General features: G+C 52.9%; 12 protein-coding genes. 5 read left to right on the top strand and 7 right to left on the bottom strand.

Features of this window, described 5'->3' with window-relative positions; all coding sequences use genetic code 11:
* Positions 1-2: 2 nt before the first annotated feature.
* Positions 3-911 (bottom strand): rod shape-determining protein MreC, encoded by a 909-nt coding sequence (mreC, locus tag HCX92_RS03585; RefSeq protein WP_169293544.1) that lies wholly within the window; start codon positions 909-911, stop codon positions 3-5.
* An 87-nt stretch (positions 912-998) separates the two neighbouring features.
* The gene (locus HCX92_RS03580; protein ID WP_169293543.1) at positions 999-2,042 is read right to left on the bottom strand and encodes a rod shape-determining protein; all 1,044 of its coding nucleotides are present in this window, start codon (positions 2,040-2,042) and stop codon (positions 999-1,001) included.
* Positions 2,043-2,282: 240 nt separating this feature from the next.
* Between HCX92_RS03580 and gatC the strand changes: the two genes are divergently transcribed.
* Genes gatC through gatB form a run of 3 tightly spaced genes read left to right on the top strand, consistent with a single transcriptional unit; the run spans position 2,283 to position 5,580 of the window.
* Complete coding sequence (gene gatC / locus HCX92_RS03575) at positions 2,283-2,591, top strand: Asp-tRNA(Asn)/Glu-tRNA(Gln) amidotransferase subunit GatC (RefSeq protein ID WP_169293542.1); 309 nt, start codon at positions 2,283-2,285, stop codon at positions 2,589-2,591.
* A 2-nt stretch (positions 2,592-2,593) separates the two neighbouring features.
* Positions 2,594-4,126, top strand: coding sequence for an Asp-tRNA(Asn)/Glu-tRNA(Gln) amidotransferase subunit GatA (gatA, locus tag HCX92_RS03570; RefSeq protein WP_169293541.1), 1,533 nt, complete (start codon positions 2,594-2,596; stop codon positions 4,124-4,126).
* Positions 4,126-5,580 (top strand): Asp-tRNA(Asn)/Glu-tRNA(Gln) amidotransferase subunit GatB, encoded by a 1,455-nt coding sequence (gatB, locus tag HCX92_RS03565; RefSeq protein WP_169293540.1) that lies wholly within the window; start codon positions 4,126-4,128, stop codon positions 5,578-5,580. The genes gatA and gatB overlap by 1 nt, the downstream gene beginning before the upstream one ends.
* 112 nt (positions 5,581-5,692) lie before the next feature.
* Here gatB and HCX92_RS03560 read toward each other — a convergent pair whose 3' ends face one another.
* The 5 genes from HCX92_RS03560 to pyrE all read right to left on the bottom strand — a co-directional run bounded on the left by HCX92_RS03560 (position 5,693) and on the right by pyrE (position 11,646).
* Complete coding sequence (locus HCX92_RS03560; RefSeq protein WP_211182247.1) at positions 5,693-6,274, bottom strand: sarcosine oxidase subunit gamma; 582 nt, start codon at positions 6,272-6,274, stop codon at positions 5,693-5,695.
* A 7-nt stretch (positions 6,275-6,281) separates the two neighbouring features.
* A complete protein-coding gene (locus HCX92_RS03555) occupies positions 6,282-9,290 on the bottom strand; it encodes a sarcosine oxidase subunit alpha family protein (protein WP_169293538.1) in 3,009 nt (1,002 codons plus the stop codon).
* Complete coding sequence (locus HCX92_RS03550; protein ID WP_169293537.1) at positions 9,287-9,562, bottom strand: sarcosine oxidase subunit delta; 276 nt, start codon at positions 9,560-9,562, stop codon at positions 9,287-9,289. The genes HCX92_RS03555 and HCX92_RS03550 overlap by 4 nt, the downstream gene beginning before the upstream one ends.
* Before the next feature lie 22 nt (positions 9,563-9,584).
* Positions 9,585-10,832 carry a sarcosine oxidase subunit beta family protein gene (locus HCX92_RS03545; protein WP_169293536.1) on the bottom strand — a complete coding sequence of 416 codons (1,248 nt, stop codon included), beginning with the start codon at positions 10,830-10,832 and terminating at the stop codon, positions 9,585-9,587.
* Positions 10,833-10,974: 142 nt separating this feature from the next.
* The gene (pyrE, locus tag HCX92_RS03540) at positions 10,975-11,646 is read right to left on the bottom strand and encodes an orotate phosphoribosyltransferase (protein WP_169293535.1); all 672 of its coding nucleotides are present in this window, start codon (positions 11,644-11,646) and stop codon (positions 10,975-10,977) included.
* A 403-nt stretch (positions 11,647-12,049) separates the two neighbouring features.
* Between pyrE and HCX92_RS03535 the strand changes: the two genes are divergently transcribed.
* Positions 12,050-12,844, top strand: a complete 795-nt coding sequence (locus HCX92_RS03535; protein WP_169293534.1) for a class III extradiol ring-cleavage dioxygenase — start codon at positions 12,050-12,052, stop codon at positions 12,842-12,844.
* Between the two features lie 78 nt (positions 12,845-12,922).
* Positions 12,923-13,768 carry a DMT family transporter gene (locus HCX92_RS03530; protein WP_371808387.1) on the top strand — a complete coding sequence of 282 codons (846 nt, stop codon included), beginning with the start codon at positions 12,923-12,925 and terminating at the stop codon, positions 13,766-13,768.
* The last annotated feature ends 68 nt before the right edge of the window (positions 13,769-13,836 follow it).

Below are 13,836 nucleotides of genomic sequence, written 5' to 3'. Positions count from 1 at the left end.
AATCAATTTTTGCCGTATTTTTTAGTGGTTGGCGCCTTGGCCAAAATATCAAGCTCATCTTTTCCCGGAACTTCGTCGGTAGGCACCAGCAGAACCAGAAAGTGGCGGTAGCGTTCGGGGTGAGCCGAAGGTTCGGCAATCGCCCGTACAAACCCTTCAGCCGAATTGGCTTCAATGGAAGTCACGGTACCAATCGACAACCCTGCCGGATATATACCGCCAATACCACTGGTTGTCAGGCTGTCACCCACCCTGATATCGGCATCCATGGACAAATACCTGACTTCAAGCTTGCCCCCCTGCCCGGAACCAAACACAATGACCCGCAAGCCATTGCGCAATACCATGGCCGGAATGGAAACTTTTTCATCGGTAATCAGGGCCGCTTCCGATGTCATGGCGGTTACCCTGCGAATTTGCCCCACCACCCCGCCTTCACCAATAACCGGCATGCCGGGCTCTATCCCATGGTTACTGCCTTTGGTAAGCACCATGGTCTGGTTCAGGGGGTTGGGTGCCGTATACAGAATTTCCACGGCCACCGATGGCGTCTGGGCCGTGTTTTTAATACCCAGCAAACGGCGCAACTGAATATTTTCAGCTGCCATCTGTGCCGCATGGGCCGAAATTTGTGCCAGTTCTATGCGTTGATGCTGCAATGCCTCGCTTTCCTGCTTGGCAACGGCCACAATATTGGACCAGTCATTGAATTTGGCGACGACATCACGTGGCCACAAGGCTGCTTTCTGAAATGGATACAGGACAACTGCGGTAGCCTGCCGAATGGGATCAAGTACCCGCCAGCCGGAATCGGTAATCATCAACCCAAAACATAACAAGACAAGAAAAAACAGTCTTACCTCTGCAGCCGGCCCATGTTTGAATAAGCGGATTGATCTGTTCTGCTGCATAAAACAACCGTGGGAAGAAGAACAACAACATGGAGCGGGCCATTCCGGACAGGCATGGCCCGATGAAAAATTCAGTTGCTAGGGGATTCAGTCATTAATAAAGATGGGACCCAGTTTTTCCAGGTGCTCAAGCGCTTCACCGCACCCTTTGACGACGCAGGTAAGGGGATCATCGGCCACAACCACCGGCAGGCCGGTTTCCTCTTGAAGCAATCTGTCCAGGTCTTTCAGCAAGGCACCACCGCCTGTTAATGCAATGCCCTTTTCGGTAATATCGGCACCCAATTCAGGCGGTGTTTGCTCAAGAGCGATTTTAACCGCGGATACAATCTGGTTCAAGGTATCGGACAGGGACTCAAGAATCTCGTTGGATGAAACGGTAAAGCTGCGCGGCACACCTTCAGACAGGTTCCTGCCCTTGACTTCCATCTCACGAACCTCAGTGCCCGGAAAGGCCGAACCAATTTCTTTTTTAATCAGTTCAGCAGTGGGCTCACCAATAAGCATGCCATGATTGCGGCGAATGTAATTGATGATGGCCTCATCAAATTTATCTCCACCCACTCGAACGGAACCCTTGTAAACCATGCCACCCAGCGAAATAATGGCCACTTCGGTTGTACCACCACCGATATCCACAATCATGGAACCGCTGGCATCGGATACGTTAAGACCGGCACCCAGGGCGGCCGCCATGGGCTCTTCGATCAGGTAAACCTGGCTTGCACCGGCACCCATGGCCGCCTCGCGAATGGCGCGACGCTCTACCTGGGTGGATCCGCAAGGCACACACACGATAATACGCGGGCTTGGCGCAAACATGCTGCGGGGATGAATAATGCGGATAAACTGCTTGATCATTTGCTCGGTAACGGTGAAGTCGGCAATCACCCCGTCTTTCATGGGGCGAATGGCTTCAATATTGCCAGGCACTCGTCCCAGCATTTGCTTGGCGGCATGACCAACGGCCTGAATGATTTTACGTCCGTTGGGCCCGCCTTCGTGGCGAATCGCAACAACCGAAGGTTCATCGAGCACAATGCCTTTTCCACGTACGTAAATCAGGGTATTGGCGGTACCCAGGTCAATAGCCATATCTGTAGACAGATAACTTCTTAAAAATCCGAACATTTTTCGCGCAGGTAAAAATTTTTAGAGGAGATAAAAGCGCAGCGACAAGCCCAGCGCACATAACGATTTAGATAACTTATAATGATAACTGAAAATTGCTGCCAACTAACGGATTTAGTGCGCCAACACATTGTTTTCTTTGTAACCTGGTGCTGTTTTCTTTACTGAATTCCACAGTTTTTTATTTTATTTTTGTATACACCCTTTTTTCTTTTTATTTTTTTATATCGCAAGAATTATATGTCACTCTCCCTAGAAGATGTAACGCGTATTTCGCGCCTGGCACGACTGGAACTGACTCCTGAAAAAAAAGAGCAGACCCTGAACGAACTGAATAATATTCTGGGACTTATCGAAAAGCTGCAATCCGTGGATACAACCGGTATCGAGCCTCTTGCCCATCCATTATCCGCACATGAAGACATAACACTCAGATTGCGTGAAGACGTTATTACCGAAACCAGCTCCGAATCCGTACGCGACACCCTGCTGGCCAATGCCCCAGCCACCGAAAACGGCTTATTCCTGGTCCCTAAAGTTATCGAGTAATCATGAGCAATACAACTTCCCCTTACACTTTTTCCAGTATTGCCCAAATGCGCAAGGCACTGGACAGCAAGCAGGTTAGCGCAACCGAACTTGCACAGGCGGCACTTGACCGTGCCCATGCCACCAAACACCTGAATATTTTTCTGGATATCAACCCCGAAGCCACGCTGGCACAAGCCAAAGAAGCCGACCAGCGCATTGCCGAAGGTAAACAACAGTTACTGACCGGCATTCCAATTGCCCACAAAGACGTTTTTGTAACCCGCCAGTGGCGCACCACGGCTGGCAGCAAAATGCTTGAAAACTATACCAGCCCCTTTGATGCCACTGTTGTCGAGCACCTGAACAACGCGGGAACTGTCAACATTGGCAAGCTCAATTGCGATGAATTCGCCATGGGCTCAGGCAATGAAAACTCGGCCTTCGGCCCCTGTCTTAACCCCTGGGATACCAACGCGGTTCCGGGTGGTTCATCGGGTGGCTCAGCCGCCGCGGTGGCCGCCGGTATTGTAATGGCAAGCACCGGCACCGATACCGGCGGTTCGGTTCGCCAGCCATCAGCCATGTGCGGCGTCAGCGGTATCAAGCCCACTTATGGCACGGTATCCCGTTTTGGCATGATCGCTTACGGCTCCAGCCTTGATCAGGCCGGTCCGATTGCCGGCAGCGCCCAGGACCTGGTTGAGCTGCTTGATGTCATCAGCGCTTTCGACGAACGCGACTCCACCAGCATTGAAACCTGCGATGGAACCCCCAACCGCCAGGGAAGGGTCAAGCAGGCCTACCTCGACACCCTGGCCAGCCAGAACGCTCAAGGAAGCCTTCCTCTGAAAGGCTTGCGCATTGGCGTACCCAAAGAGTTTTTTGGCCCGGGCCTGTCTGCCGATGTCGCCAGTGCCATTGAAGCCGCCCTGCAGCAATACGAAGCCCTGGGTGCCGAACGGGTTGAAATTTCCCTGCCTCGCACCGAGCTGTCCATCCCTGCTTACTACGTACTTGCACCGGCCGAGGCCTCCAGCAACCTGTCCCGTTACGATGGCGTGCGCTACGGCTACCGCGCCAAAGAATACAAGGGCCTTGAAGACATGACCAGCCGCTCTCGCTCAGAGGCCTTTGGCCCCGAAGTGCAGCGTCGCATCATGATCGGCACTTATGTTCTGTCACAAGGCTACTACGATGCCTACTACCTGCAGGCGCAACGGATCCGCCGCCTTATTGCCAACGACTTCCAGGCCGCCTTTGCCACGCAATGCGATGTCATCATGGGTCCCGTCAGCCCCAACGTGGCCAAAAACATTGGTGAAAACCGCGATGACCTGACCGCCGACTGGCTGGCCGACATTTTTACCCTGGGGATCAGCATGGCAGGCTTGCCGGCCATGTCCATTCCTTGCGGATTTGGCGGTGCCAATGGCAACCGTCCCATAGGGCTGCAAATTATCGGCAACTACTTCAATGAAGGTCAAATCCTTGCCATTGCAGATCGCTTCCAGCAACACACTGACTGGCATACACGTAAACCGGAAATCAAATAATGAATTGGGAAATTGTCATTGGTCTGGAAACGCATGTACAGCTTTCCACAAAATCCAAAATCTTTTCAGGCAGCAGCACCGCTTTTGGTGCCGCTCCCAACACGCAAGCCAATGTGGTTGACATGGCCCTGCCCGGCAGCCTGCCGGTCATGAACAAATCGGCCGTCGAAAAGGCCATCCGTTTTGGCCTGGCCATTGGTGCCGAAGTCGCACCGCGCTCGGTGTTTGCCCGTAAAAACTACTTCTACCCCGACTTGCCCAAAAACTATCAAATCAGCCAGTACGAACTGCCTGTGGTGGTGGGCGGAAAAATTTCCTACTTTGTCGGAAAAGAAGAAAAAACCCTTAACCTGACCCGGGCCCACCTTGAAGAAGATGCCGGTAAATCCCTGCACGATGACTTCATTGGTCCGCTGGGTGAACTGTCTACCGGGATTGACTTAAACCGCACCGGCACGCCCTTGCTGGAAATCGTGACCGAGCCTGAACTGCGTTCGGCCGCCGAAGCTGTCGCCTATGCAAAAACCCTGCATGGCCTGGTAGTCTGGCTGGGTATTTGCGATGGCAACCTGCAAGAAGGTTCGTTCCGCATCGACGCCAACGTTTCCGTGCGTCCCGTTGGCCAAAAAGAATTCGGTACCCGTGCCGAAATCAAGAACGTCAACTCTTTCCGCTTCCTTGAGCGCGCCATCCTGTACGAGGCCCGCCGCCAGATTGAACTGATCGAGGACGGTGGCACCGTGATCCAGGAAACCCGCCTGTACGATGACGCAAAAGATGAAACCCGCAGCATGCGTACCAAGGAAGATGCCCACGACTACCGCTACTTCCCCGATCCCGACCTGCCACCACTGGTCATTTCACAGGAATGGAAAGACCGTGTGCAGGCCAGCATGCCCGAACTGCCCGCTGCCCGCCGCGAACGCTACTGCAGCGATCTGGGCCTGCCCGCCTATGATGCTGCACAGTTAACCGTTTCCCGCGCCATCTCTGACTACTTTGAAGACACCATCAAGGCACTGCCCGAAGGCCATGCCAAACTGGCTTCCAACTGGATCATGAGTGAACTGTCGGGCGCGCTTAACCGTGATGAGCTGGACATTGAAAACAGCCCCGTCAGCCCCGAACAACTGGCCAAAATGCTGCTTCGCATTATTGACAACACCATTTCCAACAAAATCGCGCGTGATGTATTTGCCGATATGTGGGCCGGTGAGCACAATCGCGATGCCGATGCCATTATCGAGGCAAAAGGCCTGAAACAAATCAGCGACAGTGGAGCCATTGCCACCATGATTGACGAAGTGCTGGCAGCCAACCCTGAAACCATTGAGGAATACAGGGCCGGCAAACAAAAAGCCTTCAACTCTTTAGTGGGTAAAGTCATGAAAGCGGCCAAAGGTAAGGCCAACCCAACCCAGGTGAATGAAATCCTTAAGGAAAAACTGGGTTAAGTTTTTATAGCCATATCCCGCCAAAAACAGCCGTTCATTGTATTAATGAACGGCTGTTTTTTTATCTGCCTGCGGTGAAACCACCCTGTGACAGCGAGAAAAAACACTTAGCTCAAGACGGCAAATAATAATCGTACGCTGCATCCAGCAGCATTCTTACCGTATATTCGGCAAAACTCCTGCGTACCAATACATGCCAGCCACTTGGCACTGGCCTGACGGCAATATCCGCCTTGAAAAAATGCGACTGGGCACACTGCCCCTTGCCAAACACGCTGGCATCAAAATCCAGCGGACAGCCTTTGTTAAGCACATCTGTGGCCATGCTGCCACTTAAATGCAGCAAGGTGTAGCCACTGCTGACATCAAGCACCCGGGCAAACGAACCCGTCAACAAAGCCTGGATTTCATCAACCGGTGCCGGCATATCAACTGGCGCGACTGACTGGGCCAGCCACTCATCGGGCCCCAGCCACCAGATCACATGTCGGTCATTATCCACAACCGTATTGGGCTGCACGGGAAATTGAAGATTAAATGAATTACCCAAAACCCGGACAACATTGGCATCTGCAAGGTCAGCCCGGACATTCAGTAACTCACGAAACGGCAATTCCCTTAAAAGAAACTTATCAGGTGCCTTGCCGGCAGCCTCTTCCAGCAAACCCGGCACATTAATCAATGGTGATTGCATATTCACATCAAGCTGCATGCTGACGGCTCCCTTCTTCATCAAAAAAGACCGGACTGCAAACCTGTGCCTTTATAAAACCGGTTTGCGCCGACCACACAACAACAGTTGACCCCATCAGACTGAAGCCATCCCGGACAACCCCCAGGGCGATTGAGCGGTCCAGGACCGGGCTGTAATAACTGGAAGTCACGTGCCCCAGCATGGGAGCCGGGCGCTGTTCGGTTTCTTCCAGCAAGACTTGCGCGCCTTCGGGCAAAACCTGCTGTGGATCTTCTGCCTTCAGCCCCACAAACTGTTTACGCCCGCTGCCAGCGGTATGACTTCGGCTTAAGGAGCGTTTACCAATGAAGTCCTTGGTTTTGGCCACCAGGCCGTCCATGCCCAGATCGGCAGGCGTCATGGAGCCGTCGGTATCCTGGCCCACAATAATGAAACCCTTTTCAGCCCGCAGGACATGCATGGCTTCAGTACCATAAGGGGTAATCTCAAACTCCTGGCCGGCCTGGATCAGGGTATCCCAAACCGCCCTGCCATAATTGGAAGGCACATTCACTTCATAACAAAGTTCACCTGAAAAACTGATCCGCATGATACGAACCGGAACGTTCATAATGCTGCCTTCACGGAAACTCATGAACGGAAATTGCCCGGCCGCAAAATCAATGTCGCAGCACACTTTTTGCAGTACTTTACGGGCATTGGGCCCGGCCACGGCAAAGGTGGAATAATGATCGGTAAGCGAAGCCAGATGCACCTTCAGCTCGGGCCATTCAGTTTGCAACCATTTTTCCATCCACTGCATCACCCGGGACGCGCCACCAGTGGTCGTGCTCAGCAAATAATGATTCTCGCCCAGACGGATGTTCACCCCATCATCAAAAACCATGCCGTTTTCATCAAGCATCAGCCCATAACGGCATTTGCCTATGCCCAGCTTATTCCAGGCATTGGTATACATACGGTTAAGGAATTCGGCGGCATCCGGGCCCTGGACATCAATCTTGCCCAGGGTGGAGGCATCCAGAATACCCACACCATGACGAACGGCCAGGCATTCACGTCTGACCGCGGCATGCATGTCTTCATCGCCAAGCGCGTAATACAGGGGCCGCTTCCAGTTACCCACGTCCTCGAAGACCGCGCCATGCGCCTCATGCCAGGCATGAATGCAAGTAGTCCGGACCGGCTCAAAAAAATCACCCAGTTCACGCCCGGCCATGGCACCAAACGTAACCGGTGTGTAGTTGGGCCTAAAAGTCGTGGTGCCGGTTTGCGCAATGGTTTGTTGCAGGGCTTCGGCCAGAATAGCCATGCCATTGATATTGCCCAGTTTGCCCTGGTCGGTGCCAAATCCCAATGCCGTATAGCGTTTGACGTGCTCCACCGACTGATAGCCCTCCCGCGCCGCCAGATAAATGTCAGCCGCAGACACATCATTCTGGAAATCGACAAACTGCTTTTCACCCTGGCCTATTTGCGCACGCTCACCAATCAGCCATAAAGGCAAAATGGCGTTTTCCCGGTATTCATCAAGCGCCCAGGCCACAGGCTGCACAGCCGGCAAACCCAACTTGGCAAGGCAATCATTGGCTGCCTGCTGGCCACCGGCCAACGCCTCAGCCAGCAGGAAGTCGCCATTGGCGGCTCCCACGCTGACTTGCTTCTGCACGGCATCACCAGGTACAAAGCAGGCTTTTTCATCGGACCAGGTGGCTTTCCCACCAGACTGGGCAAACAAATGCACAACCGGATTCCAGCCACCGGACACCCCCAGCAGATCGCAGCACAAGGTGGCCACGACCTCACCCAGATGACCTTTCCGGTAAGCAGCCACACTGACTTTTTCAATGTGATGGTCAAACTGTTCGCTAAAGGCCTCCAGGACCACCGACTCAAAAAGAATGGAAATACCCATGGCATGGGCCCGTTGTGGCAAGGTGCCCCCCGACACGGGCCGCGCATCAATCACCGTAACGGCAGCACCATGCTGTTTAAGGGCAATGGCCGCCCGGTATCCTTCATCATTGTTGGTGAAAATCAGGGCCGACTTGCCCGGCAAAATCGCATAGCGGTTGACGTAGCTGACAATGGCCCCCGAAAGCATAATGCCCGGCAAATCATTATTGGCAAAAACCAGGGGCCGTTCGTGAGCCCCTGTCGCCAGAATAACCTGACGGGCCCTGATTTTCAGGATGCGTTCACGCGTTCCCTTGCGTTCAGCCAAAGGCAAGTGATCGGTCAAGCGCTGGCAGGCGGTCAGCAGATTATGATCCTGGTAGCCAAAAGCGGTGGTACGCAAAAAAACCTTCACATTGGGCATGTCGGCCAAATCCTGCATGATGCCATCGACCCATTGCGCGGCCTTCATACCATCAATGTTTTCATCGCCAGACAATAAAGAGCCACCCGCCTGTGCCTGTTCGTCGAGCAGGATGACCCGCGCACCACCCTTGCCAGCGGCCAGGGCTGCGGCAAGCCCTGCTGGCCCCGCCCCCACCACCAGAATATCGGCATGCATGAACTGCTTATCATAGCGATCGGCATCACGAGCCTTGGGTGCCACACCCAAACCCGCGGCATCACGGATTTTTTCTTCGAAACGGGGCCAGTATTTTTTGGGCCACATGAAAGTTTTATAATAAAAACCCGCCGGCAGAAAACGGGAGAATTTTTGCACAACCGCCATTTTGTCCTGCGCCAGACTGGGGCTGACATTCACGCTGGCAGCTTGCAGGTCGTCATATAACGGGATCTCGGTAGCCTTGGCATTGGGCACGGTATAGGCACCGGTTTCAAGCTGAACAATCGCATTGGGCTCTTCAACTCCGGCTGTCATAATGCCGCGTGGCCGGTGGTATTTCCAGCTGCGTGCCACAAAATGCACGCCGTTGGCCAACAGGGCAGAAGCCAGGGTGTCACCCTCGTAACCGTAATAACTTTTTCCATTAAACTGAAAACGGATCTTAAGGTGCCGGTCGATCCGGCCACCTTCCTTAAGCCTGAACGATTGACTCATGCTGCGCCTCCTTCCCGGACCGACTCGGCCACTTCCTGAAAAGCGTAGCTGACCGTATCCCGATACACGGTAAACCAGCGTCGGCAGCCATGTATATGCTGCCACTGCTCGTGCTGCAGACCACGTTTATTTTGACGCATGAAAAGATAGTCGCCCCATGCTTCATCGCTTAACGATTCAGGGTTGACCGGCCGGACAATACCTGCCTCACCACCGGCTGCAAATTCGGATTCGGCCCTTTCTCCACACCACGGGCATTTTATCAACAGCATATCTTCTTCCTTCAGATTTGAACTAGTGGGCCACACCGGCAGCCCCGTGCTCATCAATCAAATGGCCAGTATAAAAACGGTCAATGGAAAACGCCGCGTTCAAAGAATGCGGCGTATCGTTGGCCACGGTATGGGCAAATACCCAGCCCGAGCCCGGTGTCGCCTTGAAGCCACCGGTTCCCCAGCCACAGTTGAAATAAAGTCCCTTGACCGCGGTTTTTGAAATAATCGGGCAAGCGTCGGGCGTGACATCCACAATGCCGCCCCACTGCCGGTTCATGCGCACGCGGCTAAGCACCGGAAACATTTCAACAATCGCCTGCAGCGTACCTTCTATAGTGTGAAAGCTGCCACGTTGTCCATAGCCGGTGTATTGGTCGATGCCGGCACCAATCACCAGGTCGCCCTTGTCGGACTGGCTGATATAGGCATGCACGGCATTGGACATGATGACCGTATTGATAATCGGTTTGATGGATTCAGACACCAGGGCCTGCAGGGGATGGCTTTCGATAGGCAGGCGAATGCCGGCCATCTCGGCCAGCACGCTGGAATTGCCCGCCACGACCACCGCCACTTTTTTGGCCTTGATGAATCCCTTGACCGTATCCACACCGCTTACCGCACCATTTTCACGGCGAATACCGGTTACTCCGCAATTCTGGATGATATCCACCCCGCGGTGATCGGCCGCCCGGGCAAATCCCCAGGCAACGGCATCATGACGGGCTACTCCGCCACGTGGCTGAAAGGAGGCACCCAGTACCGGATAACGGCTGTTAAGATTGATAAGGGGAACCAGCTCCTGTACCTGATGGGGGGTCAGGAACTGGGCATCGATATTGTTAAGTTGATTGGCATTGACCCGACGCTGCGTATCACGGACTTCCTGCAAGGTATGGGCCAGATTCAGCACCCCACGCTGGCTGAACATGACGTTATAGTTCAGGTCCTGGGACAGGTCTTCCCACAGCGACATGGATTTTTCATACAGCAGCGCGGCTTCATCCCATAAATAATTGGAACGCACAATCGTGGTGTTGCGGGCCGTATTGCCACCACCCAACCAGCCTTTTTCCAGCACCGCCACATTGCGTATGCCATGCTCTTTAGCCAGGTAGTATGCCGTTGCCAGGCCATGACCGCCCCCACCCACAATCACGACATCGTATTCTTTTTTAGGTTCGGGACTGCGCCAGGCGCGCTCCCAGTTCCGGTGATAACTTAGTCCATTGCGGACCAGACTGAAAATAGAATATTTCTGACTCATACTTCCTCTTGCAACGGATGGGGTAATAAAGGTTTCTGTAGGTTTTCATTCCCACGCGGGAGCATGGGAATGAGTTAATGCCCTGGACTCCTTGCTCCCACGCAGGAGCATGCGAACGAACAAACGAAACAGCCCACAGCGATTAGTTCACGCCATATTTCGCACGATAGGCCACCACTGCATCTTTATGTTCGGCAAACGCCGGATCCTCATTAAGCAATTGCATGATATCGTTCAAAGAGGCAATGCTGACAACCGGAATGCCATACGTTTGCGACACATCCTGAACCGCTGAATGGGCGGACAGCGCATCATCGGGACCGGCCCTTTCCATCCGGTCAAGCGCAATCAGTACGGCAGCAGGCGTGGCGCCAGCCTTACGGATAATGTCCACCGATTCACGCACCGACGTACCTGCGGTAATCACGTCATCGATAATAACCACTTTGCCCTGCAGAGGCGCACCCACCAATACACCGCCCTCGCCATGATCTTTTGCTTCTTTGCGGTTAAAGGCAAATGGCACATCACGACCCTTCAGGGCAGGATGATTAGCCAAGGCAATAGAAGTAGCCGTCGCCAGTGAAATACCCTTGTAAGCAGGGCCAAACAACATATCGAACTCTACCCCGGAATCAACCAGTGCCTGGGCATAAAACTGAGCCAGTTCACCCACCGATTTTCCAGAGTCAAACAGGCCGGCATTAAAAAAATAAGGACTGAGCCGACCAGATTTGACTTTAAACTGGCCAAACTTCAAAACACCCTGACCCAATGAAAAACGAACAAAATCAAGACGATTCCGAGATGACATAATTAACCTTGCACAAAAACTGATGAATAAAATAATTCTGTCATCTTAGCAATATTCATACCAGTCCTCCACTTTTATTTGTCCATTTTTTCCGAAAAGAAAATTACCGGTCTGATTAGCTCTGCCAAATTACCCCATCAAGTCCGGGTAATGCTTATGACCCAGGCAAGAAACCCCGATTTATTGATGATGTTTTCAGCGCTTAAATGGCACTATTCCATTTGCGGAACAGTGCATTCAGGTTAACCCGATTTATTTCCCTCAAAATCCTGATTAGAATATCCTGGCTCCATGAAAACGGTTTTTTACATACAGCCAAACACTGATTTGCCCAATATCATTCAGGCGCTGCAAGAACCCGCAAAAAAAACCGGCTGGCTATTGTTTTTTACAAGGAACTCATATGAAAATGCCCACTTATTTTATTTCGCACGGCGGCGGCCCCTGGCCTTATATCCGGGAATGGGATGAACAATACAAAGCATTGCGGGAGTCTCTTGAACAACTGCCTGCCCAGCTGCCGGAAAAGCCCAAAGCCATTGTCATGGTTTCAGCACACTGGATTGGCAATGAAATCCTGATCATGGGCAGTGAAAAGCCGGGTATGCTTTACGATTATTACGGCTTCCCCGAACATACTTATCATGTTCACTACAACGCCCCCGGCCACCCGGCTTTAGCCGCCCAAATACAAAACATGTTGACTGAAGCCGGCTTTGAAACCCGCATTGACCTGGATCGCGGTTTTGACCATGGTGCTTTTGTACCTTTGGCCGTTTCTTTTCCCGATGCCGACATTCCGGTGGTGCAAGTCTCTATTAACCATCATTATGACCCGGGCTATCATATTCGCATGGGTCAGGCACTGGCTGCCTTGCGCGATGAAGGGGTACTGATTATTGGCAGTGGCCTAAGCTACCATAACTTGCGCCTGTTGGGCCCGGCCGGTTCGGCCCCTTCGGCAAAATTTGATCAATGGTTGCAGGATACCATTTTGGGAAAAACCCGGGAAGCCCGCAGCCATGCCCTGGAGCAATGGGAACAAGCCCCTGCTGCCCGCCTGGCCCATGCGCAGGAAGACCACCTGATTCCATTAATGGTGGCGGTTGGTTCGGCCGGTGATGATGCCGCCACCTGTGTGTATCATGAAACAAACGCATTTGGTGGCATTACCGCCACCAGCTTTAAATTTGGCTAAACGCCAATAGCCCTTGCCAAAACAAACCGTCATACAGACAATGACGGTTTGTGTTTATGTATTGAACATTTACCTATGATTCCCCAACGCCTGGGTCTTGCCGCTGCCCACTTTGCCGCATTTTTATTCGGTCTGACCGGTGTGCTGGGTGCCCTGATAGACGGTACCCCCACCCTAATTACCTTTGGACGGGCCTTGTTTGCCGCCCTGACTCTGGCTCTAGTGGCATTTTTCCTGCGCATCTCGATTACCAGGAACATTAACCGGCGCACGCTCAGAACGCTGTTCATGGCAGGCCTGTCTCTCACCATTCACTGGGTGACTTTTTTCATTGCCATCAAGACTGGCGGAGTTGCCTTGGCCACCCTGGGTTTTGCCAGCTTTCCGGCATTCATTACCCTGCTTGAATGCCTCTTCCTGAAAGACACGATTGGCAAAAGGGAAAGCTTTTTACTGCTGTTGGTACTGCTCGGACTCTTGCTGGTAACCCCTTCGGCCGATCCCGCCAGTGCCTCTACCATTGGCCTGGCATGGGGAGTTGTTTCCGGCTTTTCCTTTGCCGTGCTGGCTGTCATCAACCGTAAAAGTGCCGTCAACCTGGACCCGGTGCAAGTGGCTTTCTGGCAAAACCTGCTGGTTGCGGCACTTACCCTGCCCTTTGTTTTTGGCGATATCGGCATGCTGGCGCCCAAGGATTATGGCTGGATGGCGGTTCTTGGCATTTTCTGCACGGCCCTGTCCCATTACCTGTTCGTATTCAGCCTGCGCGCTTTAACCGCTCGCACAACAGGACTGATTATTGCCCTTGAACCGGTATATGCTATCGTTGTCGCCTGGATACTGTTTGCAGAGGAACCCACCCTGCGCATGGTCATCGGTGGGGCCCTTATAATAACGGCAGCCGTGTTCCCAAAGAAAACATAGCTTAAACACAGGCATTCATGTTATTACGTGCATCTACCACCAATATTTTCCTGAATCCCGTTCAAAAC

It is taken from the genome of Advenella sp. EE-W14, assembly GCF_012923605.1.
Taxonomy (GTDB): domain Bacteria; phylum Pseudomonadota; class Gammaproteobacteria; order Burkholderiales; family Burkholderiaceae_B; genus Advenella; species Advenella alkanexedens.
This window is presented reverse-complemented; position numbering and strand designations above follow the sequence as displayed.

What these genes read in the sequence shown, in the direction of transcription:
- mreC (WP_169293544.1), bottom strand. Translation starts at nt 911, where the DNA reads ATGCAGCAGAACAGATCAATCCGCTTATTCAAACATGGGCCGGCTGCA.
- HCX92_RS03580 (WP_169293543.1), bottom strand. Translation starts at nt 2,042, where the DNA reads ATGTTCGGATTTTTAAGAAGTTATCTGTCTACAGATATGGCTATTGAC.
- gatC (WP_169293542.1), top strand. Translation starts at nt 2,283, where the DNA reads ATGTCACTCTCCCTAGAAGATGTAACGCGTATTTCGCGCCTGGCACGA.
- gatA (WP_169293541.1), top strand. Translation starts at nt 2,594, where the DNA reads ATGAGCAATACAACTTCCCCTTACACTTTTTCCAGTATTGCCCAAATG.
- gatB (WP_169293540.1), top strand. Translation starts at nt 4,126, where the DNA reads ATGAATTGGGAAATTGTCATTGGTCTGGAAACGCATGTACAGCTTTCC.
- HCX92_RS03560 (WP_211182247.1), bottom strand. Translation starts at nt 6,274, where the DNA reads ATGCAATCACCATTGATTAATGTGCCGGGTTTGCTGGAAGAGGCTGCC.
- HCX92_RS03555 (WP_169293538.1), bottom strand. Translation starts at nt 9,290, where the DNA reads ATGAGTCAATCGTTCAGGCTTAAGGAAGGTGGCCGGATCGACCGGCAC.
- HCX92_RS03550 (WP_169293537.1), bottom strand. Translation starts at nt 9,562, where the DNA reads ATGCTGTTGATAAAATGCCCGTGGTGTGGAGAAAGGGCCGAATCCGAA.
- HCX92_RS03545 (WP_169293536.1), bottom strand. Translation starts at nt 10,832, where the DNA reads ATGAGTCAGAAATATTCTATTTTCAGTCTGGTCCGCAATGGACTAAGT.
- pyrE (WP_169293535.1), bottom strand. Translation starts at nt 11,646, where the DNA reads ATGTCATCTCGGAATCGTCTTGATTTTGTTCGTTTTTCATTGGGTCAG.
- HCX92_RS03535 (WP_169293534.1), top strand. Translation starts at nt 12,050, where the DNA reads ATGAAAATGCCCACTTATTTTATTTCGCACGGCGGCGGCCCCTGGCCT.